Below are 24,723 nucleotides of genomic sequence, written 5' to 3' on the forward strand. Positions count from 1 at the left end.
GTTGTGCGGGCTGCGGTTTGTCGCGTGGTCGGGCTGGTGTGCGCCGTTCCCCGCGCCCCTTATTCGCGCCGTTCCCCGCGCCCCTGATCTGCGCCGTTGCTCGCGGCCCTGTTTGCGCGGTGCGGCTGCGGTTCCGCTGGGGTTTGCGCAGTTCCCCGCGCCCCTTATGGGGTGCGCAGTAGGAGGGCTGAGGTGGGGACGCCTTCGCCTGCTGTGACCAGGCATGTTCCGGCGTCGGGGACCTGGGCCGTCGCGTTGCCGCGCAGTTGTTTCACGCCTTCGTTGATCAGGTTGAAGCCGTGTACGTAGGCCTCGCTGAGGCCGCCGCCCGAGGTGTTCAGCGGCAGCCGTCCGCCGAGTTCCAGTGCCCCGCCCTCGGTGAAGGCCGCGCCCTCGCCGCGGCCGCAGAAGCCGTAGCCCTCCAGGGAGAGCGGGATGAGAGGGGTGAACGCGTCGTAGATCTGCGCGACATCCACATCCTGTGGACCGAAGTCGGCGGATTTCCAGAGGTGTTGGGCGGCGGTCCAGGCGGGGCCGGTCAGCGGATCGTCGTTCCAGTAGTTGACCATCCCGTGGTGCTGCGCCGGCAGGCCCTGGGCCGCGGCGTGCACGTAGACGGGCCGTTGGCGGCAGTCGCGGGCGCGTTCCGCGGAGACGATGACGCAGGCCAGCGCGCCGTCCGTCTCCAGGCAGTTGTCGAAGAGGCAGAGCGGCTCGCTGATCATGCGCGCGTTCATGTACATCTCGCGGGTCAGCGGGCGTTCGTACATCATCGCGTCGGGGTTCTGGTTGGCGCGGTTGCGGCACGCGAGGGCCACGTTGAAGAAGTGGTCGCGCGTCGCCCCGTACTCGTGCATGTAGCGGCGCGCCAGCATGCCGATCTCGTCGGCGGGGCGCAGGAGTCCGTAGGGGCGGGTCCACTGTGCGGGGGTGGGCAGTTGGACGGCGGTGTTCTTCCACGGCCGGGCGCCCGAGCCGCGTTTGCGCGAGCGCCAGGCCACGCCCACGGTGGCCTGGCCCGTGGCGACGGCGGCCGCGAGATGGGCGATGGTGGCGCACGAACCGCCGCCGCCGTAGCCGGTCTTGGAGAAGAAGGTGACGTCGCCGGCGCCGATGGACTTGGCGACCTCGACCTCGTCGGTCTCCTCCATGGTGTACGAGGCGAAGGCGTCGACCTCGGCGGGCGCGATGCCGGCGTCGTCGAGCGCGGCGAGTATCGCCCGGCAGGCGAGGGTCTTCTCCGGTTCGGGGAGTTTCTTGCCGAATGCCGTCTGTCCGATGCCGGCTATCGCTGTCGCGTCCTTGAGCCCTGTGGTGAGTCCCGTTGCCCCCATCGCCACCTCCGTGCGTATCCGGACTGCTGACAGTGCGGGAGGCTACAGCTAATCTGACGGATAGTCAGCTAGCGTGCGGCGTTCGGCAGGAGGGCAACGATGGACGGCTCCGTGACCAGCATTCCGGACCTCGTACGGACGGCGGCCGAGCAGTACGCGGACCGCGAGGCCGTCGTCGAGGGCCGTACCCGGATCAGCTACGCGGAGCTCGGCCGCCGCGTCGAGCGGGCCGCCGCCGCGTGCCTCGCCGCCGGTCTGGAACCGGGCGACCGGGTCGCCGTCTGGGCGCCCAACACCGCCGACTGGATCACCGCGGCGCTGGGCGCCGTCACGGCGGGCGGGGTGCTGGTGCCGGTCAACACCCGCTTCAAGGGCGCCGAGGCGGCCTACGTGCTGGACCGTACGCGGGCCCGGCTGCTGTTCGTGACGGGCACGTTCCTCGGCACCTCGTACGTGGCGTCGCTGCGCCGGGCCACGGCGGAGGGCGACGGGGACGGGCCGCTGCCGGGGCTGCCGCACCTGCGCGAGGCGGTGGTGCTCTCCGACGACGCGCCCGAAGGGTTCCGCACCTGGCGGGAGTTCCTCGCCGGCGCGGACGGGGTGGCTCCCGAACGGGTACGGGAACGGGCCGCCTCCGTCGGCCCGGGCGACCCCTCGGACATCACCTTCACCTCCGGTACGACGGGCCACCCCAAGGGTGCGGTGATCACGCATGCGCAGACGCTCCGGGTGTACGACACGTGGGCCGAACTGGCGGGCCTGGAGGAGGGGGACCGCTATCTGATCGTCAACCCCTTCTTCCACACCTTCGGTTACAAGGCCGGCATCATCGCCTGCCTCACGCGCGGCGCGACGATGATCCCGCAGCCGGTGTTCAACGTGGACACGGCGCTGGCCAACATCGCAGAGGAACGCGTCAGTGTGCTGCCGGGCCCGCCCACGCTGCACCAGGCGGTCCTGGACCACCCGCACCGCGACCGGCACGACCTCTCCGCGCTGCGGCTCGTGGTGACGGGGGCAGCCGTGGTGCCGCTGGAGCTCGTGTCGCGGCTGCGCGCCGAGCTGCGGGTGGGGACGGTGCTCACCGCGTACGGGCTGACGGAGGCCGCAGGAACGGTCACGATGTGCCGGCGCGGGGACCCGCCTGAGGTGATCGCCGGTACGTCGGGGCGGGCGATCCCGGGCACGGAGGTCCGGGTCGCGGACACGGACGGGAGGGCCCTGCCGCCGGGGGAGCCGGGCGAGGTGCTGGTGCGCGGATACCACGTGATGTCCGGCTACTTCGAGGAGCCGGAGGAGACCGCGCGGGCCGTCACACCGGACGGCTGGCTGCGTACGGGCGACGTGGGCGTGCTGGACGCGGACGGCAATCTGCGGATCACGGACCGGATCAAGGACATGTTCATCGTGGGCGGCTTCAACGCCTATCCGGCCGAGATAGAGCAACTGCTGGGCCGGCACCCGGACATCGCCGACGTCGCGGTCGTCGGCGTACCGGACCCGCGGCTCGGGGAGGTCGGCAAGGCCTTCGCGGTACGGCGGCCGGACGCGGCGGCCCTCACGGCGGACGACGTGATCGCCTGGTCGCGGCGGGAGATGGCCAACTACAAGGTGCCGCGCGAGGTGGAGTTCGTCCCCGAGCTGCCGCGCAACGCGAGCGGCAAGGTGCTCAAGACCGAACTGCGCGCGCGGCGCCGGGCGCACGAGGCGGGAACGGTGCTGTCCGGCTGAGCCGGGAACGGTGCCGCCCGGCTGACCGCGGCGGGTCCCGCACGTAGGGTCGGCTCCATGGAGACGACCGCCACCCTGGGTGAACAGATCATGCTGCTGTCGCTGGACGACGAGAGCGGGGTGGCCAGGGAACAGTCCTCGGTGCACTACGCCGTCGCGGGCGCGGTGCTCACCGAGCTCGCGCTCGCCGGGCGGATCGCCGTCGGCGAGGAGGGCGACCGGGAAGGACGGGTCCTGCTGCGGGACGCCGAGCCCGTCGGGGACGCCGCGGCCGACCTCGTACTGGAGCGCGTCGCGGAGCGGGACGGCAAGGGTTCCAAGCCGCAGAAGCCGAAGGACTGGATCTTCCTGACGGCGGGCAAGTGCGTCGAGGCGACCCGGACGAGCCTGGTGGACAAGGGCTTTGTGCGCGAGGAGCGGAAGAAGTTCCTCGGCGTCATCCCCGCCGGTACGCGCTATCCGGAGGCCGACGGCGCCGCGGAGCGGGAGTTGCGTGCATCTCTGTCGTCGGTGGTGCTCGGCGGCGGGGAGCCGGACGACCGGCTCGGGGCGCTCATCGGCGTCCTGCACGGCGCGAAGCTCGCCGGGCTCGCCTTCCCCGACGCGTCCGGTGCGGAGCTGAAGCAGGGGCAGCAGCGGATGAAGGACATCGCGGAGGGGCACTGGGCGGGTGCCGCGGTCGGCAAGGTCATCGAATCGGTGCAGACGGCGCTGATCGCGGCGGTGCTGACGACGACGGTCACCACCACGATGACGACGGGCAGTTGAGCGCTGTGCGCCTGAGTCCCGCGGGCGGCTGAACGGCGGTACGTTCCGGGCGCGCGACGACGGGGGCCGCTGCCGACAGCTCCCCCTCCCGCCGTCGGCAGCGGCCCCCGTACTGTCCCCCGTGCTGTTCCCCCGTACCTTCCCCCGTTGCTGTTCCCCCGTGCTGTCCCCCGTTGCTGTCCCCCGTGACAGCGGACCGGTGGGCGGGCCTACTTGGCCGGCTCGTCCGTGGTGTGCCGGTCCTCGGTGCCGGTGCTCGTGCCGCCCTCGGGCTCCTCGGGCTGCGGTTCCGGCGCGGTCTCGACGGGCTCGTCGGTCGTGTGCCGGTCCTGCGTCGTCAGGTCTTCACCGGACTCGGTCTTCTTCTCGTGTGTACTCATGGTGGCCAACTCCTCGGAGTGTGGATTGGTCGGCAGAGCGCACCGATGGGCCCCCGTTGACTGGCAGGGCCCGCCCAGCGGCTCCCCCGTGGGCCGCCGGACGGGCGCTCCAGAACCGCAGACCTCAGGTGGTACGTGCGGTCTTCCCCCGTCGATCCGCCTGCCCCCCGAAGCGCCGGATCGATGGAATAGAGCTTGCCGGGCGGCGATAAACGATTGATGAACGTCCGCTTGTCGGCACCGAGGCGGCCGACAGCGGGCCTCGCGCGGGCGTCCCGAACGCCCGGTCCGCGGGCGTCCCGGTCAGGAGGCGGCGGGCTGTTTCAGCAGGCCGCGGACCTCTTCCGCCTCCTTCTCGGAGCGCAACTCCTCGTATGCGCCGAGGGCTTCGTGCCAGCAGGCGTGGGCGCGGCGGGGCTGGCCCACCGCGTCGAGTGCCCTGCCGAGGACGGTCAACGCATTGGCGTGCCGCCAGGATCCGCCGATGCCGCGGAGTTTGGTGAGGGCGCGTTCCGCTTCGGACGCGGCATAGGCCGGCGCGTCGGCGGCCAGGTGCACCTCGGCGAGCCGGAAGTGGGTCATGCCCTCCCAGAGGTGCTGGCGGCTCTGCCGGAAGATCTCCAGCGCCTCGTTGAACCGGTCCAGTGCCTCGCCCCGCCGGTGCACGGCGGTCAGCGCGACGCCGTACGCGTACAGCCCGTTGGCCAGGCGCATCGAGACGTCGAGGTGCCGGTAGATCGTCAGCGCCTGCTCGGCGAGGGAGACGGCCTCGTCCTTGCGGCCCACGTTGAGGTAGAGCCGGGAGAGGTTGCAGAGGGCGCTGGCCTCCGAGGGCTTGTTGTCGTAGGAGCGGAAGGTCTCCAGGGCGCGGGTCAGATAGTCCTGCCCCTCCTGGTTCCGGTTCTGGTAATTGGCCACGATGCCGCGGTCGTTGAGCGAGTACGAGGAGGAGATCGGGTCGCCCGCCGCGGTGCCGAGGACTCCCGCCATCCTGGCCTGCTCGTCGGCCTCGTCGAAGTTGCCCGTGGTGAGGTGGAGTCCGGTGAGCACGGAGCGGGCGCGGGCCTCCGCGTGCGTGTCCTCGTAACTGTGGGCGGCGCGTTGCAGAGCCTGCGCCGCCTGCTCGTACTGCCGGATGTTCACGCCGGCCTCGGCGAGGTCGCTGGTGGCCATCAGCAGGTCGACGGCGCGCCGCAGGGTGGCGGGGCCGGACAGCTGCCGTGCGCAGGCCAGGAAGCAGACCGATTCGGCGAACAGCCAGTCGACGGCATCACTCTGGCCGTCGAAGGAGACGCCCGGGTGGTCGGTCGGCTCCAGGTGCTCGACGAGGCGTTCGCCGGGGCGTTCCAGGGCGTGCACGTTCGTGGCGGTCGACAGATAGAAGTCGAGCAGCCGCGAGAGCGCCGCCTCCCGTTCGGCGGGCGGCTGTTCGTCGCGTTCGGCGCAGGCGCGGGCGAAGAGGCGTACGAGGTCGTGCAGCCGGTAGCGGCCGGGGGCCGCCGACTCCAGGAGCGAGGTGTCGACGAGGCCTTCGAGAAGGTCCTCGGTGTGGTCCTGGCCGCGGTCGAGCATGGCGGCGGCGGCGCCGACGGAGATGTCGGGGCCGTCGGCGAGGCCCAGCAGCCGGAAGGCGCGGGCCTGTTCGGCCTCCAGCTGGCCGTAGCCGAGCTCGAAGGTGGCCTTGACGGCCTGGTCGCCGGCCTGGAGCTCGTCGAGGCGGCGGCGTTCGTCGGCGAGCTTCGAGGCGAGGACGGACACCGTCCAGGTGCGCCGCGCGGCGAGGCGGGCCGCGGCGATGCGGATGGCCAGCGGCAGGAAGCCGCAGGCGCCCACCACGTCCATGGCGGCCTGCCGTTCGGCGCCGACGCGTTCCTCGCCGACGATCCGGGTGAACAGCGTCATCGCCTCGTCGGGGCTCATGACGTCCAGGTCGACGAGGTGCGCTCCGGCCAGGTCGACCATGCGGACGCGGCTGGTGACGAGCGCGGCGCAGCCGCCGGTGCCGGGCAGCAGCGGCCGGACCTGGGCCGCGTCCCTGGCGTTGTCGAGCAGCGCCAGGACGCGGCGTCCGGCGAGCAGCGAGCGGAACAGGCCGGAGCGTTCCTCCACGCCGTCCGGTATCGCGGACTCGGGGGAGCCGAGGGCGCGCAGGAAGGAGCCGAGCACGGCCTCCGGGTCGGCGGGGGCGCCGCCCGCGCCCTGGAGGTCGACGTACAGCTGGCCGTCGGGGAAGTGCTCGGCGGCGGCGTGCGCGACGTGCACCGCGAGGGTGGTCTTGCCGACGCCGCCGATGCCGGCGACGGCGGAGACCGCCATCACCGTGCCGTCGGGCTGTGCCAGCTGCTCGCCGAGCTCGGAGACGAACGCGCCGCGCCCGGTGAAATCGCTGACAGTGGCCGGAAGTTGCGCGGGCACGGCCGGGGTGGCGACGGCGCCGGCGTCCTCGGGGGCGTGCGTGAGGCTGTCGTCGGCCTCCAGGATGCGCTGCTGGAGGTCGGCCAGTTCGGGCCGCGGGTCGACGCCGAGCTCGTCGGCGAGGAGCCGCCGGGTGTCGGCGTACACGGCGAGGGCCTCGGCCTGGCGTCCGCTGCGGTACAGGGCGAGCATCAGCAGTTCCCGCAGCCGCTCGCGCAGCGGGTGCGCGGCGGTGAGCGCGGTGAGCTCGCCCACGGCCTCGGCGTGGCAGCCGACTTGGAGGTCCAGGTCGAGGCGGTGCTCCTGCAGGGTGAGCCGCCACTCCTCCAGGCGGGTGCGCTGGTTCTCCGCGTACGGACCCGGGATGTGGGCGAGGGGCTCGCCCTCCCACTGGGCGAGCGCCTCGTCGTACAGCTGGCGGGCCCGGCAGCGGTCGCCCGCCGCGGCGGCCTTCTCCGCGTCGACGGCGAGGGCCTGCGCGGCGTCGGCGTCCAGGTGGACGTCCTGGCCGGTGCGTACGGCATATCCGCCGGACTCGCTGACCATCAGCTCGGCGTCGTCACCCAGCGCCTTGCGGATCCGGGAGGCGTACGTGCGCAGCGCGGCCTTGGCCTGATTGGGCGGCTCCTCGCCCCACAGGGCGTCGATGAGCTCCTCGGCGGTCGCGGTGTGCCCGCCGCGCAGCAACAGGGCAGCCAGCAGGGCTCTTTGCTGGGGTGATCCCATGTCGAGGGGGCGGTCGCCGCGCCAGGCGCGGACGGGTCCGAGCAGCGCGAAGCGCAGCCGGACGCCCCGCTGCACGGGACCGTGCTCGCGTCCCGTCTGCTCCTCGGTGCTCATCGTGCCCCCTGGGTCGTGCGCTCCACATCACCGCAGGCGTGCTCAGGTGTCCTCGCGATGCCGTTCCCGAGCCCTTGCCGGTCTGCCGCTCCCGCTGGGGGTCCGGGGCTCGCCCCGGGGTGTCGCAGGAACCGCAGGGGGTCAGTTTGCCTTGTCGCGAGCGTTTGCGTCAGCTCCGTACCGGCCTCTTCGCCCGGACCTCCACCAGGTCGTCAAATTTCGCGCCCGACACAGGAGCTGACGCATCGTCAGATCGGCGCTACCGTGATGTTCCATGGAGACCTTCCCGAAGATCATCTCGGTGGACGACCACACGGTCGAGCCGCCCCACGTCTGGCGGGACAGGATCCCGTCGAAGTACCAGGACACGGCCCCGCGCATCGTCCGAGCCCCGCTGAAGGAAATGACTTTCGTGGGCGGGAAGTTCGCCCCGAAGATGGGCGAGCGGGGAGACGAGGGGCCGATCGCCGACTGGTGGGTGTACGAGGATCTGCACCGCCCGCTGACCAGGCTGGACACGGCCGTCGGCTACGACAGGGACGAGGTCCGGCTGGAGGCCATCACCTACGAGCAGATGCGCCCCGGTTCGTACAGCGTCCCCGACCGGCTGGCCGACATGGACGTCAATCACGTCCAGTCCGCACTGTGCTTCCCGACCTTCCCGCGGTTCTGCGGCCAGACCTTCACCGAGGCGAAGGACCGCGAACTCGGGCTGCTCGGTGTGCGCGCGTACAACGACTGGATGGTGGAGGAGTGGTGCGGCCCCGAGGCGCGCGGCCGCCTCATCCCGCTGACCCTCGTGCCGCTGTGGGACCCGCAGCTGGCCGCGGACGAGGTGCGCAGGAACGCGGCGCGGGGCGTACGGGCCGTGTGCTTCAGCGAGATACCCCCGCACCTGGGGCTGCCCTCGATCCACGGCGACGAGTGGGACCCGTTCCTGCGCGCCTGCGAGGAGACCGGCACCGTCATCGCCATGCACATCGGCTCCTCCAGCCGCATGCCGTCGACCTCGGCCGACGCGCCGCCCGCCGTCGGCTCCACCATCACCTTCGCCAACTGCTGTTTCTCCATGACGGACTGGCTGATGAGCGGCAAGTTCGACCGCTTCCCCGGCCTGAAGATCATGTACGCGGAGGGACAGATCGGCTGGATCCCCTACATCCTGGAGCGCGCCGACGTGGTCTGGGAGGAGAACCGCGGCTGGGGCGGTGTGGCCGACAAGGTGCTGAGCCCGCCCTCGGAGCTGTTCGCGCAGCACGTGTACGGCTGCTTCTTCGACGACGCGTTCGGACTGAAGAACATCGACTCCATCGGCGTCCCCAACGTCCTCTACGAGACCGACTATCCGCACTCCGACTCGACCTGGCCGAAGTCGAAGGAGGTCGGCGAGGCGCAGATGGGCCACCTGGCGCCGGACGTGGTCGAGCGCATCGTGCGCGGCAACGCCATCGACCTGCTGGGCCTGACCCCCGAGGGGCTGTGGGCCGGCCCTGGGGGTGCGTAGTGGAGTACGGCATACAGCTGCCGGTCCAGTCGCAGAGCGCGATCTACGCGGAGCCGTGGGAGGCGTCCGCCGGGCCCGGGGACCTGCTGGAAATGGCGCGGACCGCGGACCGCAGCGGGTTCGCGTACATCGCCTGCTGTGAACACGTCGCCATCCCCCGGCGGTTGGCGTCCGCGATGAGCACCGTCTGGTACGACCCCGTCGCCACCCTCGCCTTCCTGGCCGCGGCCACCGAACGGGTACGGCTACTCAGCCACGTCGCCGTGGTCGGGCTGCGGCACCCCCTGGCCACGGCCAAGCAGTACGCCACGCTCGACCACCTGTCGGGCGGGCGGCTGATCCTGGGCGTGGGGGCCGGGCACGTACGGGAGGAATTCGAGGCGCTCGGCGCCGACTTCGAGGGGCGCGGCCGCGTACTCGACGAGACCCTCGACGCCCTGAAGGCGGCACTCGGCGAGGAGGAGTTCCCCTCCTTCGCCGGGGAGCGGTACGCCTTCTCGGACCTCGGCCAGCGGCCCCGGCCCGCGCAGACGCCGCGGCCCCCGCTGTGGGTGGGCGGCTCCTCGCCGGCCGCGGTGCGCAGGGCCGCCGTACGGGGCGACGGGTGGCTGCCGCAGGGCGACCCCCGCGACCGGCTGCCCGGCCAGATCGCCCGGCTGCGGCAGTTGCGCGCGGAGGCCGGGATCACCGACCCGGTCACGGTCGGCGCGATCGCCGAGCCGCTGTACGTCGGCGAACCGGCGTGGGACACCGGCCGGCACGCGCTCACCGGCAAACCCGCGGCACTGGCCGAGTCGCTGCGCGCGTACGCGGCGATGGGCGTCGACCAGATCCAGGTCAGGTTCCGCAGCCGCAGCCGTACCGAACTCACCGACCAGATGGCCGCGTTCGCCGCGGACGTCGCGCCGCACCTGCAGGAGGTCTGAATGGGCAAGCTGGAGGGCCGCACCGTCCTGGTGACGGGCGCGGCACGCGGTCAGGGAGAGCAGGAGGCCCGGCTGTTCGTGGCCGAGGGCGCCAACGTCGTCCTCGGCGACGTGCTCGACGACCAGGGCAGCCGGCTGGCCAAGGAACTGGGCGACCGGGCCGCGTACGTCCACATGGACGTGCGCACGGAGGAGGACTGGACGGCGGCCGTCGCCACCGCGAAGGAACGCTTCGGACGGATCGACGGGCTGATCAACAACGCGGGCATCCTGCGCTTCTCCGAACTGACCGACACCACGCTGGAGGACTACCGGCAGGTCGTCGACGTCAACCAGATCGGCTGCTTCCTCGGCATGCGCACCGTGGCACCCGAGATCGAGGCGGCGGGCGGCGGCACGATCGTCAACACCGCCTCCTATGTGGCGCTCACCGGCATGCAGTTCGTCACGGCGTACGCGGCGACGAAGGCCGCCATCCTCGGCATGACCCGCGTCGCGGCACTGGAGTTCGCACCGAAGGGCATCCGGGTCAACGCCCTGTGCCCCGGCGCCATCGACACCCCCATGAGCAACCCCGCGCAGGCCGCCGAGAACGGCCTCGCCGTCGATGACGATTCGCAGGCGGCGATGGACGCGCTGTACGCGAAGGTCGTCCCGCAGGGCCGCGCCGGCCGCCCCGAGGAGGTCGCGCGCCTCGCGCTGTTCCTCACCTCGCAGGACTCCTCGTACGTCACGGGCCAGCCGTTCGTCGTCGACGGCGGCTGGCTGGCAGGGGTCCAGCTCTTCTAGTCAGCCCCCTGTTTCTGACGGGGCATCAGCTATTGACCGGCCGCCGAGGCGGTGCAACAGTCGTCTGTGATCCGATCTGACGGTGCGTCAGAAACGCTCGCCGGAAACCGAAGGCTGAGTCACCGAAAGATCTGAAACCGAAGGGGAGTGAACGGCCGTGGAATTCGGGCTCTTTGTACAGGGGTACGTTCCCGCGTCGCGGGCGGAGAACGACCCGCAGGCCGAGCACAACGCACTGGTCGAGGAGACCGAGTACGTCATCCAGGCGGACAGGTCCGGCTTCAAGTACGCCTGGGCCTCCGAGCACCACTTCCTGGAGGAGTACAGCCACCTCTCCGCCAACGACGTCTTCCTCGGCTACCTCGCGCACGCCACCGACCGGATCCACCTCGGCTCCGGCATCTTCAACCCGCTGCCGCAGGTCAACCACCCGGTGAAGGTCGCGGAGAAGGTCGCCATGCTCGACCATCTCTCCGGCGGGCGCTTCGAGTTCGGCTCCGGGCGCGGCGCGGGCTCGCACGAGATCCTCGGCTTCCTGCCGGGCATCACCGACATGAACCACACCAAGGAGATCTGGGAAGAGACCATCGCCGAGTTCCCCAAGATGTGGCTCCAGGAGGAGTACCCGGGGTTCGACGGCAAGCACTGGTCCCTCCCGCCGCGCAAGGTGCTGCCCAAGCCGTACGGGGGCTCGCACCCCGGCATGTGGTACGCCGCCGGGTCGCCCTCCTCGTACGCGATGGCCGCGAGCAAGGGGCTGGGCGTGCTCGGGTTCAGCGTGCAGAAGGTCTCCGACATGGAGTGGGTCGTCGAGTCGTACAAGGGCGCCGTCAAGGACGCGGAGCCCATCGGCGACTTCGTCAACGACAACGTCATGGTCACCTCCACCGCGATCTGCGCCGAGACCCGCGAGAAGGCGAAGCGGATCGCCGTCAACGGCGGGCTCAACTACCTGCAGTCGCTGCTGTTCCGCTACCACGACACGTTCCCGCGGCCCGAGGGCATCCCCGAGTGGCCCGAGCTGATCCCCGAGTACACCGAGGAAGTCGTCGAGATGCTCATCGACGCGGAACTCATGATCTGCGGCGACCCGGACGACGTACTGCGGCAGTGCAAGCGGTGGGAGCAGGCCGGCGCCGACCAGCTGTCGTTCGGACTGCCCATCGGCATCCCGTCCGAGGACACCCTCAACTCGATCAAGCTGATCGGCGAGCACGTCATCCCGAAGATCGACACCGATCCGGTGCACCGGACCACCCGCTTCCGCGACGCGGCACGGTCCTGAACACCGCACACCCGGAAGGGAGTTGACCGGAACACATGCTTGACCACCTCATCAAGGGCGCCACGGTGGTGGACGGGACCGGCGCACCGTCGTACCACGCCGACGTCGGCATCCGGGACGGGCGGATCGCCGTCATCGCCGGCCCCGGCACCGTGCGCGAGGAGGCCCGTACCAGCCAGGACGCGACCGGCCTCGTGCTCGCCCCCGGCTTCGTCGACCCGCACACCCACTACGACGCGCAGCTGTTCTGGGACCCGTACGCCACCCCGTCCATGAACCACGGCGTGACGACGGTGGCCGGCGGCAACTGCGGCTTCACCCTCGCCCCGCTGCACCCGGACCGGCCCGAGGACGCCGACTACACGCGCCGGATGATGTCCCGGGTCGAGGGCATGTCCCTGGTCGCCCTGGAGGAGGGGGCGCCGTGGAACTGGCACGGCTTCGGCGAGTACCTCGACGCGCTGGAGGGCCGTACGGCCGTCAACGCGGGCTTCATGGTGGGGCATTGCGCGCTGCGCCGGCACGTCATGGGGCCGGACGCGGTCGGCGGGCAGCCCACCGAGGAGCAGATGCGGGAGATGCTGCGGCTGTTCCACGACGCGATGGACGCCGGCGCGTGGGGCCTTTCCACCACCCAGTCCTCCACGCACTCCGACGGCGACGGCGAGCCCGTCGCCTCCCGGCACGCCAAGCCGGAGGAACTCCTCGCGCTGTCCCGCGCGGTCGCCGAACACGAGGGCACACAGCTGGAGGCGATCGTCGCCGGCTGCCTCGACCAGTTCGCCGACGAGGAGATCGACCTTTTCGTCGACATGAGCGCGGCGGCGGGCCGCCCGCTCAACTGGAACGTGCTCACCATCGACGCCGCGGTGCCCGAGCGGGTGCCCCGCCAGCTGGAGGTGAGCGAACGGGCGCGGAAGGCCGGCGGCCGCGTCGTCGCCCTGACGATGCCGATCCTCACCCCGATGAACATGTCGCTGGGCACGTTCTGCGCGCTGAACCTGATACCCGGCTGGGGCGACATCCTCTCGCTGCCCGTCGACGAGCGGATCGCGAAACTCCGTGACCCGGCGGTCCGTTCGGAGATGCTGCGGCGCGCCGACAGCCCCGAGGCGGGCATCTTCCGGCGGCTCGCCCGCTTCGACCGGTACGTCATCGGCGACACGTACTCCGAGGCCAACGAGGGCCTGTCGGGGCGCGTCGTACGGGACATCGCCGCCGAGCGCGGCCAGGACCCCTTCGAGTGCCTCGTCGAGGTCTGCGCCAACGACCGGCTGCGCACCGTCCTGTGGCCCATGCCGACCGACAACGACCCCGCCTCGTGGGAGCTGCGCCGCCGGACGTGGGAACACGAGGACGTCATGCTCGGCGGCTCCGACGCCGGCGCGCACCTGGACCGCATGTGCGGCGCTCCGTACACGACCCGCTTCCTCGGCGACTGCCTGCGCGGCCGCAAGCTGGTCGGCCTGGAGGCGGCCGTACGGATGCTCACCGACGATCCGGCCCGCCTCTTCGGCCTCCGCGAACGCGGCCGCATCACGGAGGGCTGGCACGCGGACCTCGTCCTCTTCGACCCGGAACGGATCGACGCGGGCCCCGCGCGCCTGGTGCACGACCTGCCGGGCGACAGCCCCCGCCTCGACTCCGAGGCGACGGGCATCGTCGGCGTATGGGTCAACGGCACCGAAACCCTCCGCGACGACAAGGTCACCGGCGCCGTCCCCGGCACGGTCCTCCGCTCGGGCCGCGACACGGAGACAGTGCCGACGCGGTGAGGGGGCGCGACGTGGGGCCTGCACGGGGCGGGCCCCACGGGGGTGGGCGGGACGGGCTTACGCGCCTGAGTTCAGTCAGTGGCGCGAGGGGATGCCGCACCGAAGTCGCCTTCCGGCTCCCGTTCGATCAGGGCCCGCAGCGCCGGGTCCGCGTGCACCTCGGCGGTGTGCTGCCACTGCGTCAGCAGCGTGGCCAGGGGTTCGGGGTGGCTGAGAGCCGTCGTTCCGCGGGCCGCCTCCACGAACTCGTGGAGGAACTCCTCCACGTCCGCTTCAGGAAGGTCCGCCAGCCACGGCAGCGCACGCCGCAGTGTTCCCAGGGCCTCTCGCAGGCCGTCGACGCCTTCGGCGTCCGCGAGTGACGCCGACTCACCGATGGTCGAGTGGATCACGGCTCCATCCTGTCCCAGCGCCTCTACGCCGCGGCGCTGCCCTGGTCTTCGCTGGCGGGCATGCGCACGGTGTGGTCGCCGAAATCGGCAACCAAGTCGAGCCTCCCGCCCAGCGCTTCGACATAGCGGGCGATCACGTCCAGCGTGGTGGCCTCACCGTGCTCGATCTGGGAGACCCGGGCGATGCTGATGGCCATCCGGGTGGCGATGTCCCGCTGAGTCAGTCCGTACAGCTTGCGTGCCTCGGCCAGCTGATGCCCTCGTGCCTCGGCCAGCAGGCGACGGGCACCTGCCGCCACATCCGCAGGGGCGACGCCGGCGTCGTACAGCTGCTGTTCGAGGTCTTCCCAGTCCTGCGGGACCTTCTTCGGCATCTCTACTCCTCCGTGTCGCTGACGTAGTCGAGGTAGAGCTGCTCGGCTACGGGGATGTTGTCGCGGTACCAGCGCTCCCAGTTTCCCGCCTTGTCGCCGCCGATCAGGAGCAGGGCCGAGGCGCCGCCACTGCCTGGGCCACTTGTGAGGCGGAGTCGAGGTCCTCCTTCATCAAGCGCCCGAACCACGCGGCGTACTCGTCGGTGACTTTGATCGCCCAGCTCAAGGCGCTCCTCTCGGCTGCACAGCAAACCCAGGTTAAGGAATTCCTTAACCCTCTGGCAAGCCTCGGAAAGCGCCCCCGCAGGGCGGCTTCACCGCCGTGGCCTTGAAGTATGTGTAGTGGAACGTGCCGCCGTGTTCCGCCGTGCGGTGGAGGTCCGTGAGGCCGCGGTCCCAGTCGGCGGGGGTGGTGAGGCCCGCGGCCAGGGCTTCTTCGCGTACGGACTCGATCACGGCGATGAAGGTGTTCCGGGTGAAGCCCTCCACCAGGTCGGGGCGGCCCGCGTCGGCGGACACCGTCAGCGGGCGGGTCTCCACACTGCCGAAACCCGCCCCGGACAGCAGCGGGTGGAGGCGGCGGCCCAGCATCGCGTCGCCGCCCGCGGCCGCCTGCAGACGGGCCTGCCCGTCGATCGCGGCGGCGGCGTACGGGCTGTCCGGGTGGAAGAACACCGACCCGTGATCGCCCTCGATCACGGTCAGCGTGCCCCCGGGCCGCAGCACACGCCGCAGGCACGCCAGCGCGCGCTCCGGGTCGGGTACGTGCTCCAGGACGAAGCACACGAAGATGTGGTCGAACTCCCCGTCGGCGAAGGGGAGCTGGAAGAGGTCGGCCTGCCGCCACTCCACCTGCGCGCCGGGCGCCAGCTCCGCGACGCGGGTGCGTGCCTGTGCGAGGGAGTCCGCGGACGAGTCGACCGCCACGATGCGTGCGCCCGGACTGGACGCCGCCAGGTGCACCGTCTGGGCGCCCACCCCGCAGCCCGCCTCCAGCACCCTGGAACCGGACGGGTACGACGTACCGCCGTGCAGCAAATCAGCCAGCACGTCGGCCTGTTCGCCGAGACGCCGGCTCTCCCGCTCCGAATAGCCGTGTACGTAGTTCCGGGCTGTCTGTGTCGTTGTCACTGTCGTCATGCCCTCAATCTGCCGCCACAATGGTCCGGTGGACAGGTCCAAAGAGGGCGCCGTCGACAGGTCCGTTCTGTCCAGGGGAGGAGTCGTTCCGCCCGCCCGAGGGGCCGACTTCCTGCAGCTGGACACCGCCGGAGCGCCGGCGGGAGGGCTGTCCGACTGGCTCGCCGGACAGCTGCGGAGCGCCATCGCGGACGGGCGGCTGCCGGTGGGAAGCCGGCTGCCGGCCGGCAGGGTGCTCGCCGCCGAACTGCGCGTGTCCCGGGGCGTGATCACGGAGGCGTACCGGCGGCTGACGGAGGACGGGCACGTCGACGGGCGGGGACGGAGTGGCACGGTCGTCGTCGCCGCGCCGGTCGGGACGTCGCCGCCCGTGCCGCGGCGGCCGGAGACGGGGTCCCGTACGCCGTTCGCCGGGCCGCCCGGCAGTGACGTCTTCGAGCGGCTGCGGGCCGCGCCCGCGCGCATCGACCTGTCGCCCGGCACGCCCGACCTGGCGGCCTTCCCGCGCGCCGCGTGGCTGCGCGCCGAACGGGCCGTGCTCGACGGGCTGCCGCCCGCGGAACTCGGTTACGGCGACCCCCGCGGCACCCCGGCACTGCGCCGCGCCGTCGCCCACTGGCTGGCCCGCAACCGCGGCATCAGGGCGGACCCCGACGACATCCTGATCGTCGCCGGCGCCGCACAGGCCCTCGCGCTGCTGGCGAAGGTGCTGCGCGACGAGGGCGTGCGCGAGGTGGCGGTGGAGGACCCGGGTTCGCTCGGCGTCCGCCAATACCTGGCGCACGGCGGCCTGTTGACGCCGCCCGTCCCCGTGGACGGCGAGGGCGTACGCGTCGACGCGCTGCGTGCCACGGGCGTACCGGCCGTCATGCTGACCCCGGCGCACCAGTTCCCCACCGGCGTGGTGCTCGGCGGCGGCCGGCGGCGCGCCCTGATGCGCTGGGCGGCGGACGGCGGGCTCGTCATCGAGGACGACTACGACGCCGAGCACCGCTACGACCGGCCGCCCGTCCCCGCACTCCGGTCGGTCCTCGCCGAACAGGTCTGCTACATCGGCAGCGTGTCCAAACTGCTCGCGCCCGCCCTGCGCCTGGGGTGGCTCGTCGCCCCCGCGCGCCACAGGGAGGCGCTGCTCGACGCCAAACGGCACACCGATCTCGGCAACGCCGCACTGCCGCAGCTGGTGCTGGCCCGGCTGATGGAATCGGGCGAACTGGAACGCCAGTTGCGCTTCCTGCGCCGCCGTCACCGCCGGCGCAGGGACGCCATGATCGGGGCGCTCGCCGCGCACCTGCCGGACGCCGTCGTGCACGGCGCCGCTGCGGGGCTCCATCTGACCGTCACCTTCGAGGACCCGGAGGGTGCGGGGCCGGCGGTCGCCGGGGACACGGCGCTGGCGGAAGCGGCCCTCGCGCGCGGGGTGAAGGTCCACCCGCTGTCCTGGCACCGGCAGTTGCCGGGCGCCCCGGGCCTCGTCCTCGGCTACGCGGCCGCTCCGGCGTCCGCGATCGCCGAGGGCGTCGAGACCGTGGGGAGGGCGCGGTTGTCGCTAGCGGCGGCGGAGTGACGCGTCGGCGAGGGCCGGCGGCGTGTAGTAGAAGTCGTCCTTGTTGACGTCCGTGCCCGGCGGGACGATCTCGTCGATGCGGTCCAGTACGTCGGCGCTCAGTGTCACGTCCGCGCCGGCGAGCAGGCTGTCCAAGTGGTCCATCGTGCGCGGGCCGAGGATCACCGAGGTGACGGCGGGGTGCGCGCGGACGAAGGCCGTGGCGAGGTGCGGCAGGGGCAGCCCGGCGTCCTCCGCGAGCTTCGCGAGCTGCGTCACCGCCTCCAGCTTGCGCGCGTTCGCCGGGAGGGCCGGGTCGAACTTGTGCCGCTCGATCGCCGTACGCCCCTCGCTCAGGTCGATGTCGGCCGCGGAACGGATCCGGCCCGACAGCCAGCCCGCCGACAGCGGGCCCCAAGTGAGCACGCCCGTCCCGTACTTCCGCGCGGTGGGCAGCACCGCCGCCTCCACGCCGCGGGCCAGCACCGAGTACGGCGGCTGCTCGGTGCGGAACCGTACGTGCCCGCGCAGCTCGGCCGTCCACTGGGCCTCGACCAGCTGCTCGGCGGGGAACGTGGAGGTGCCGACGGCCCGCACCTTCCCCGACCGTACGAAGTCGGAGAGGGCCGCCAGGGTCTCGTCGATGTCGGTGTGCGGGTCGGGGCGGTGCACCTGGTACAGGTCGACATGGTCGGTGCCCAGCCGGCGGAGGCTGTCCTCCAGGGCGCGGGTCAGCCAACGGCGGGAATTGCCGCCCTGGTTGGCGTCAGGGCCCATCGACAGGTGCCCCTTGGTGGCGAGCACCACGTCGTCGCGGCGCCCCTTGAGGGCCTTGCCGACGACGCGTTCGGAGCCGCCGTCGGAGTAGACGTCGGCGGTGTCCACGAAGTTGATCCCCGCGTCCAGGGCGCGGTGGATGATGCGTACCGCCTCGTCGTCGTCCGTACCGGACAGGCCGCCGAACATCATGGCGCCCAGCGCGTGGTCGCTGACCGACATGCCGGTACCGCCGAGAATCCTGCGCTGCATGAGCATCTCCTGAAGGTCTGCCGATGTGTCGGTACGACACTGCGCCCTGCCGCGGTCCGGAACCAGATCAGGCCCAACCCGGGTCTGCCAGTACCACCCTGCGGATACTGGACACATGGTGCACGCCGACGAAGCACAGAAGCGGGACGACGCACAGAGCCGGGGCGACGCACAGAGCCGGGGCGACGCGCAGAACCGGGACGACGCACAGAAGCGGGACGTCATGGGCACGATGGGTCTCTCCGCCTTCCTCAGGTCCCGCCGTGGCGCCCTCGACCCGGCCGACGCGGGCCTGCCCGCGGCGCTCAACCGCCGCCGCGTGCCCGGACTGCGCAGGGAGGAGGTGGCACAGCTGGCGGGCATCAGCGTCGACTACTACGTGCGCATCGAACAGGGCCGTGCGCAGGGCATCTCCGACTCCGTCGTGGACGGGCTGGCGCGGGCGCTGCGCATGAGCGCCGACGAGCACAGCCATCTGCGGAATCTGGCGGCGCCCCGGTTCCGGGACGGCGACGCGGCCCCGCCCGTCGTCCGGCCGGAGATCCAGCGGCTGCTGGACGCGATGGGGGAGGCCGTGCCGGCCGCCGTGCTCGGCCCCGGCCTCGACTACCTGGCCTGGAACCGGCTCGGCGCGCGCATCGCCTTCGACCTGGAGAGCGTGCCGGAGGGCGAGCGGAACGCGGCGCTGCTGGTCTTCCTGCACCCGGAGAGCCGCGCCCTGCACCCCGACTGGGACGCCGTCGCCGCCGAGACGGTCGCCGCCGTACGGTCCGAGACCGGGCGCTATCCGTGCCACCCGCGGGTCAAGGGAGTGGTGTCCGAACTGCTCGCGCGCAGCCCGGAGTTCCGGGAGCTGTGGGAGGAGCAGGAGGTACGGGAGAGGTTCTCCGGCACCAAACTGATCCGGCACGCCGGGGTGGGCGACATCACCGTCACGTACGAGACCTTCCAGGTCGCCACCGACCAGGAGCAGGTGCTGTGCACGTACACGGCGGAACCCGGCTCCGCGTCGGAGGAGGCGCTGCGGAAGCTGGCCCTGGCCGAGTCCTAGCGGGTCACCCGGTCACCCGGTCACCGGTCGCCGAGCCACACGGGGTTGGTCATCGCGGCCATGGCACCCGGCACTCCGGCCGGCGTACCGGGCGCGACGGGACGGCGGACCTCGGCCCGTACGTACGTGGCGTACGAGGCGGTCGTCTCCCAGGTGACGGGGCCCGTACCCAGCGGTCCCGAGCGCAGTTCGCCCTCGTCGGTCAGCAGCCGGAACGTCGCACCGTCCGGCGCGCCCGTCACCTCCAGGCGCACGCTGACCTTCGCCCCGTCGTCCTGTACGGGCAGCCGTTCGCCGATGCCGGCGTGTGCGCCGCGTTCGCCGCTCGCGGTCAACCGGACGGAGATCTGCGAGGACTCGGCGAGATAACTGTGCCCGGACTTGATGCCCTCCAGCAGTGCGGCACGGGACAGGTCCGCGGCGTGCACCACTGTGTGCGGGAGGCCCACTGTCTGACCTTCCTTGTGCGCGTCACTGTTGCCCATGGCGGGCAGCCATTCGTCCGCGGCGACGAGCATGTTGTCCCATGCGGCGACGGCCAGTTCGTCGTCCGCGGTCCACGGACCGTTCCACACTTCGACCGCGTCGGCGCCCTCGTAGCCGAACTTCCACTGGCACCCGACGAACGGGCAGCTCGGGTGCGCCGGTACGACGAGCCCGCCGGCCCGGTGGATCCTGCCGACGTACCGTTCGTACGCGTCGTCGCGCGCACGGTAGCGCCAGTCGAAGAACACTCCGGCGTCCGTACCGAGTGCAAGATAGTGGCCGTTCCGGGTGGTGACCTCCTCGCCCGTGAGGACCAGCAGGTCGTCGCCCCACAGTCCGTCCCAGGCGCCGTGCCCCGACGTGGTGTTGTGCTCGGTGGTGACGATGAAGTCGAGCCCCGCGTCCCGGGCCGCGGACGCCACCTCGGCGGGTGTGCGCCTGCCGTCCGAGTGCACGGTGTGCAGATGGCAGTCGCCCCGGTACCAGGCGCGGCCCCGCCCCTTCGCGCGCTGCGGCGGGTACACCGGCTTCGGGGTGCTGCCCTGTGGACCGTGCCGCAGGGTGACCGTGACCTCGTAGTCCATGCCCTGCGGCGCGACGGTGTACGGACCGAGCGCGATGTGCCACGTACCGGGCCGTACGGGCCCCGCCAGATAACCGGGCGTGGCCTCCTCGGCGCTCACCGCGAACCGGTCGCGGAAACCGCCCGACCAGCCGCGGAAGCCACGGCCTCCGAGCGCCGTACCGCGCTCGTCGAACAGGCCGATGTCGAGCGCGTTGCCGGGCGTACCGGCCGGGACCTGCGGCTTGTCGTACGTGTACGAGACGGCGATCTCGCGCACGCCGGACGGCACCTCGACCGGCAGATACACGAAGTCCGGTGCGCCGGCGTCCAGATGCCCGCGCACGGTGCGGGTCTCCTCCGACCCCTCGGCGCCCTGTGCGAAGCCCACACTGCCGAGCGTAAGCGCGGCTCCCGTCCCCGCGACAGCCGAGTACCTCAGGACGTCCCGTCTCCGCACCCCTGCGCCCATGCCCGCCCCTGCCCGTGTGGTGAGTGTTCCGCGAGCCACTGTTGTACGCGCGCGGGACGGGAAGGGAAAGGGAAACGGACGCCCCGCCGAGAGGCCGGCGAACGCCCGCCCCGCCGAAGGGAACGCACGAACTCGCGCGCGGCGCATGGACTTCGCGGGTGACGCGACGCAGCATCACCGCATGCGGATCTCCCTCACGACCTTCCTCACCGACGAGACCGTCCGCCCCGCCCGCCTCGCCCACGAGCTCGAACAGCGCGGCTTCGACGGCCTCTACCTTCCCGAGCACACCCACATCCCCGTCAGCCGCGCCACGCCCGCGCCCATGGGCGACCCCCTCCCGCGCGAGTACAGCCGCACCCTCGACCCGTTCACGGCGCTGGCCTCCGCCGCGGCCGTCACCGAGCGGATCGCGCTGGGCACCGGCGTGGCCCTCGTCGCGCAGCACGACCCCGTGACGCTCGCCAAGCAGATCGCCACGCTCGACCTGCTCTGCGACGGCAGGTTCACCCTCGGCGCCGGTGTCGGCTGGAACGAGGAGGAGGCCGCCGACCACGGCGTACGGGGCGACGCCTGGCGCCGGCGGCGCACCCTCGTACGGGACAGGCTGGCCCTGATGCGCGCACTGTGGGAGACGGAACCGACCGCGTACGAGGGCGAGTTCGGGTCCGTACAGGCCAGCGACGCCTATCCGAAGCCGCAGCGCCCCGGCGGCCCCCGGCTGCTGCTGGGCGGCGTGGCGGGACCGCGGCTGTTCGCGCACATCGCGGAGTACGCCGACGGCTGGCTGCCCATCGGCGGCAGTGGACTGGCGGAGTCCCTCCCGGCCCTGTACGCAGCCTGGGAGGAGGCGGGGCGCGCCGAACGGCCCGCCGTCGTCCCGTCCTTCGTCAAGCCGTCGGCGGGGAAGCTGGCGCACTTCCGGGAACTCGGTGTCGAGGAGACAGTGCTGCAGGTGCCGCCGGGCGACGAGAAGGAGGTGCTGCGCACGCTGGACCAGTACGCCCGGTTCCTCTGAGGCGGGCGGCGGGCAGCCGGCGGCGGACATCGGACCGTACGGTCCGGCACACACCGCGCGCGTTGCCCGGTGTGTATTCCCGGCCTGCCCGCCCGGAATGCCCTGACGGCCTGTGACATTGCCCGCAGGGGCCCTTCCCGGCCGATGTCGGACACCGCTTCTATCCTCGAATGATGACCTCGAACGCGCAGGGAAACGGACAGCCGGCCACTCCGACGGCCGCCCCCACCGCCAACGCCATGCGCCGCGCGCTCAAACGGGCCCGCGACGGAGTCGCCCTCGACACCGGGGAGGCCGCGGTCCTGCTGCAGGCCCGCGGTGACGACCTCGGCCAACTGGCCGCGGCCGCCGGGCGGGTCAGGGACGCGGGACTGGAGGCGGCGGGCCGGCCCGGGGTCATCACGTACTCGCGGAAGGTGTTCATCCCGCTCACCCGCCTCTGCCGGGACAAGTGCCACTACTGCACCTTCGTCACCGTCCCCGGCAAGCTGCGCCGCGAGGGACACGGCATGTTCCTGTCGCCCGACGAGGTGCTCGACATCGCCCGCCAGGGTGCCGAAATGGGCTGCAAGGAAGCCCTGTTCACCCTCGGCGACCGGCCCGAGGACCGCTGGCCCGAGGCGAAGGAGTGGCTGGAGTCGTACGGCTTCGACGACACCCTGTCGTACGTACGGGCCATGGCCATCCGCGTCCTGGAGGAGACGGGGCTGCTGCCGCACCTCAACCCCGGGGTGATGTCCTGGACGGACCTGCAGCGCCTCAAGCCCGTCGCCCCGTCCATGGGCATGATGCTGGAGACCACGGCCGAGCGGCTGTGGTCCGAGCCGGGCGGCCCGCATTACGGCTCCCCGGACAAGGACCCCGCCGTCCGGCTGCGCGCCCTGGAGGACGCCGGCCGTTCCAACGTCCCCTTCACCACGGGCATCCTGATCGGGATCGGTGAGACGTACGAGGAGCGCGCCGAGTCCCTGTTCGCGCTGCGCCGCGCGCAGCGCGCGTACCACGGCATCCAGGAAGTCATCGTGCAGAACTTCCGCGCCAAGCCGGACACGGCGATGCGCGGCATGCCCGACGCCGAACTGGAGGAGCTGGCCGCCACGATCGCCGTGGCCCGGCACATCCTCGGCCCCTCGGCCCGCATCCAGGCGCCGCCGAACCTGGTGGACGAGGAGTACGCGATGCTGATCGACGCCGGCATCGACGACTGGGGCGGCGTCTCCCCGCTCACCCCGGACCACGTGAACCCCGAGCGGCCCTGGCCCCAGATCGACGAACTGGCCGAGCGCACCGCCGCGTCCGGCTTCACCCTGCGGGAACGGCTCACCATCTACCCGGAGTTCATCCAGCGCGGCGAACCCTGGCTGGACCCCCGCGTCATCCCGCACGTCGACGCGCTGGCCGACCCGGAGACGGGCCTCGCGCGGGAGGACGTCACGGTCGAGGGCCGGCCGTGGCAGGAGCCCGACGAGGGGTACATCTCCCCGTCCGGCCGCACCGACCTGCACCGCACCATCGACACCGAGGGCCGCACGGGCGACCGGCGCGACGACTTCGACGAGGTGTACGGCGACTGGGAGGACCTGCGGGAGCGCGCACAGTCCGGCATGACGCCGGAGCGCATCGACACGGACGTACGGGCGGCGCTCGCGCAGGCCGCCGACGACCCGACGCGGCTGACCGACGAACAGGCGCTGGCCCTCCTGCACGCCGACGGACCGGCGCTGGACGAACTGTGCCGCATCGCCGATGACTTGCGGCGCGACACCGTCGGCGACGACGTGACGTACATCGTCACCAGGAACATCAACTTCACCAACGTCTGCTACACCGGCTGCCGTTTCTGCGCGTTCGCGCAGCGCCGCACCGACGCCGACGCGTACACCCTCTCCCTCGACCAGGTCGCGGACCGCGCCCAGCAGGCGTGGGACGTCGGCGCCACCGAGGTCTGCATGCAGGGCGGCATCCACCCGGACCTGCCCGGCACCGCGTACTTCGACATCGCGCGCGCCGTGAAGGAACGCGTCCCCGGCATGCACGTGCACGCCTTCTCGCCCATGGAGGTCGTCAACGGCGCCTCCCGTACGGGCCTGTCCATCCGCGACTGGCTGTCCGCGGCGAAGGAGGCCGGGCTCGACAGCATCCCCGGCACCGCGGCGGAGATCCTCGACGACGAGGTCCGCTGGATCCTCACCAAGGGCAAACTGCCCGCGGCCGACTGGGTCGAGGTCATCAAGACCGCGCACCAGCTGGGCATCCGCTCCTCGTCCACGATGATGTACGGGCACGTCGACCAGCCCCGCCACTGGCTCGGCCACCTGCGGCTGCTCGCCGAGATCCAGCAGTCCGCGATCGAGCACGGCGTGGAGGGCTTCACGGAGTTCGTCACGCTGCCCTTCATCCACACCAACGCGCCGGTCTACCTGGCGGGCATCGCCCGCTCGGGACCCAGCACCCGCGACAACCGCGCGGTGACGGCCATGGCCCGGCTGCTCCTCCACCCGTACATCCCCAACATCCAGACCAGTTGGGTCAAACTGGGCACGGAGGGCGCCGCGGAGATGCTCCGTTCCGGCGCCAACGACCTCGGCGGCACGCTCATGGAGGAGACCATCTCCCGGATGGCGGGCTCCTCCTACGGCTCGTACCGCTCCATCCAGGACCTCATCGCCATCGCCGACGAGGCGGGCCGCCCGGCCCGTCCCCGTACGACCCTGTACGGGCCGGTCGGCGAGGAACGCCACACTGCGGCGCTCGCCTCGGACGGTCATCTGCCGGAACTGCTGCCGGTGCTGGACACCTGACGGGTGGCTGGTCCTCGACGCCGGACAGCCCGCCGGCGTCGGGGACCATGGCGCATAACCGACGCCATCCGGACAACACGGAGAGTCCACACAGCAGCCACAACT

20 protein-coding genes are annotated in these 24,723 nt (G+C 71.9%); 11 read left to right on the forward strand and 9 right to left on the reverse strand.

Annotated elements, in window-relative coordinates:
• Positions 1 to 164: 164 nt before the first annotated feature.
• Complete coding sequence (locus AC3AGO_RS19945; RefSeq protein ID WP_487821579.1) at positions 165 to 1,334, reverse strand: lipid-transfer protein; 1,170 nt, start codon at positions 1,332 to 1,334, stop codon at positions 165 to 167.
• Between the two features lie 99 nt (positions 1,335 to 1,433).
• Between AC3AGO_RS19945 and AC3AGO_RS19950 the strand changes: the two genes are divergently transcribed.
• Together AC3AGO_RS19950 and AC3AGO_RS19955 are read left to right on the forward strand one after the other, a co-directional pair.
• Entirely contained in the window at positions 1,434 to 3,065 is a 1,632-nt protein-coding gene (locus AC3AGO_RS19950; protein WP_487821580.1) for a FadD3 family acyl-CoA ligase, read from the forward strand.
• A gap of 57 nt (positions 3,066 to 3,122) precedes the next feature.
• A complete protein-coding gene (locus AC3AGO_RS19955; protein ID WP_487821581.1) occupies positions 3,123 to 3,833 on the forward strand; it encodes a GOLPH3/VPS74 family protein in 711 nt (236 codons plus the stop codon).
• A gap of 209 nt (positions 3,834 to 4,042) precedes the next feature.
• On the opposite strand, the gene AC3AGO_RS19960 is transcribed toward AC3AGO_RS19955, so the two are convergent.
• The gene (locus AC3AGO_RS19960; protein ID WP_487821582.1) at positions 4,043 to 4,213 is read right to left on the reverse strand and encodes a hypothetical protein; all 171 of its coding nucleotides are present in this window, start codon (positions 4,211 to 4,213) and stop codon (positions 4,043 to 4,045) included.
• 303 nt (positions 4,214 to 4,516) lie between these two features.
• A complete protein-coding gene (gene afsR / locus AC3AGO_RS19965) occupies positions 4,517 to 7,468 on the reverse strand; it encodes an SARP-family global regulator AfsR (protein ID WP_487821583.1) in 2,952 nt (983 codons plus the stop codon).
• Positions 7,469 to 7,742: 274 nt separating this feature from the next.
• Here afsR and AC3AGO_RS19970 point away from each other — a divergent pair, with 274 nt between their 5' ends.
• The 5 genes from AC3AGO_RS19970 (at position 7,743) to AC3AGO_RS19990 (ending at position 13,747) form a co-directional block, all read left to right on the forward strand.
• On the forward strand, positions 7,743 to 8,972 hold the full coding sequence (locus AC3AGO_RS19970) for an amidohydrolase family protein (protein ID WP_487821584.1): 1,230 nt from the start codon (positions 7,743 to 7,745) through the stop codon (positions 8,970 to 8,972).
• A complete protein-coding gene (locus AC3AGO_RS19975) occupies positions 8,972 to 9,898 on the forward strand; it encodes a TIGR03619 family F420-dependent LLM class oxidoreductase (RefSeq protein ID WP_487821585.1) in 927 nt (308 codons plus the stop codon). Before AC3AGO_RS19970 ends, AC3AGO_RS19975 begins: the two co-directional genes overlap by 1 nt.
• Entirely contained in the window at positions 9,899 to 10,687 is a 789-nt protein-coding gene (locus AC3AGO_RS19980) for an SDR family NAD(P)-dependent oxidoreductase (RefSeq protein ID WP_487821586.1), read from the forward strand. It begins immediately after the preceding gene.
• 157 nt (positions 10,688 to 10,844) lie between these two features.
• Positions 10,845 to 11,972, forward strand: a complete 1,128-nt coding sequence (locus AC3AGO_RS19985) for an LLM class flavin-dependent oxidoreductase (protein WP_487821587.1) — start codon at positions 10,845 to 10,847, stop codon at positions 11,970 to 11,972.
• Between the two features lie 35 nt (positions 11,973 to 12,007).
• Positions 12,008 to 13,747, forward strand: coding sequence for an N-acyl-D-amino-acid deacylase family protein (locus tag AC3AGO_RS19990; protein ID WP_487821588.1), 1,740 nt, complete (start codon positions 12,008 to 12,010; stop codon positions 13,745 to 13,747).
• A 71-nt stretch (positions 13,748 to 13,818) separates the two neighbouring features.
• Here the strand turns inward: AC3AGO_RS19990 and AC3AGO_RS19995 are convergent, their stop codons facing one another.
• The 4 genes from AC3AGO_RS19995 to AC3AGO_RS20010 all read right to left on the reverse strand — a co-directional run bounded on the left by AC3AGO_RS19995 (position 13,819) and on the right by AC3AGO_RS20010 (position 15,653).
• On the reverse strand, positions 13,819 to 14,139 hold the full coding sequence (locus AC3AGO_RS19995) for a hypothetical protein (protein WP_487821589.1): 321 nt from the start codon (positions 14,137 to 14,139) through the stop codon (positions 13,819 to 13,821).
• A 23-nt stretch (positions 14,140 to 14,162) separates the two neighbouring features.
• Positions 14,163 to 14,513, reverse strand: a complete 351-nt coding sequence (locus tag AC3AGO_RS20000; protein ID WP_487821590.1) for a helix-turn-helix domain-containing protein — start codon at positions 14,511 to 14,513, stop codon at positions 14,163 to 14,165.
• Between the two features lie 2 nt (positions 14,514 to 14,515).
• On the reverse strand, positions 14,516 to 14,701 hold the full coding sequence (locus AC3AGO_RS20005) for a type II toxin-antitoxin system RelE/ParE family toxin (protein ID WP_487821591.1): 186 nt from the start codon (positions 14,699 to 14,701) through the stop codon (positions 14,516 to 14,518).
• Positions 14,702 to 14,783: 82 nt separating this feature from the next.
• Entirely contained in the window at positions 14,784 to 15,653 is an 870-nt protein-coding gene (locus AC3AGO_RS20010) for a methyltransferase domain-containing protein (RefSeq protein WP_487821592.1), read from the reverse strand.
• Positions 15,654 to 15,681: 28 nt separating this feature from the next.
• On the opposite strand from AC3AGO_RS20010, the gene pdxR reads away from it, so the two are divergent.
• Positions 15,682 to 17,220: a MocR-like pyridoxine biosynthesis transcription factor PdxR gene (gene pdxR / locus AC3AGO_RS20015; RefSeq protein ID WP_487821593.1), complete on the forward strand. Its 1,539-nt coding sequence runs from the start codon at positions 15,682 to 15,684 to the stop codon at positions 17,218 to 17,220.
• Here the strand turns inward: pdxR and AC3AGO_RS20020 are convergent.
• Positions 17,203 to 18,228 (reverse strand): aldo/keto reductase, encoded by a 1,026-nt coding sequence (locus AC3AGO_RS20020; protein WP_487821594.1) that lies wholly within the window; start codon positions 18,226 to 18,228, stop codon positions 17,203 to 17,205. The two genes, pdxR and AC3AGO_RS20020, sit on opposite strands and share 18 nt — an antisense overlap.
• 115 nt (positions 18,229 to 18,343) lie before the next feature.
• On the opposite strand from AC3AGO_RS20020, the gene AC3AGO_RS20025 reads away from it, so the two are divergent.
• Complete coding sequence (locus AC3AGO_RS20025) at positions 18,344 to 19,279, forward strand: helix-turn-helix domain-containing protein (protein WP_487821595.1); 936 nt, start codon at positions 18,344 to 18,346, stop codon at positions 19,277 to 19,279.
• Positions 19,280 to 19,299: 20 nt separating this feature from the next.
• Here the strand turns inward: AC3AGO_RS20025 and AC3AGO_RS20030 are convergent, their stop codons facing one another.
• Entirely contained in the window at positions 19,300 to 20,787 is a 1,488-nt protein-coding gene (locus tag AC3AGO_RS20030; RefSeq protein WP_487824723.1) for a CehA/McbA family metallohydrolase, read from the reverse strand.
• A 193-nt stretch (positions 20,788 to 20,980) separates the two neighbouring features.
• Between AC3AGO_RS20030 and AC3AGO_RS20035 the strand changes: the two genes are divergently transcribed.
• Positions 20,981 to 21,817 (forward strand): TIGR03619 family F420-dependent LLM class oxidoreductase, encoded by an 837-nt coding sequence (locus tag AC3AGO_RS20035; protein WP_487821596.1) that lies wholly within the window; start codon positions 20,981 to 20,983, stop codon positions 21,815 to 21,817.
• 173 nt (positions 21,818 to 21,990) lie between these two features.
• A complete protein-coding gene (locus AC3AGO_RS20040; protein WP_487821597.1) occupies positions 21,991 to 24,618 on the forward strand; it encodes a bifunctional FO biosynthesis protein CofGH in 2,628 nt (875 codons plus the stop codon).
• Positions 24,619 to 24,723: the final 105 nt, after the last annotated feature.

The organism is Streptomyces sp. BL1 (genome assembly GCF_057628045.1).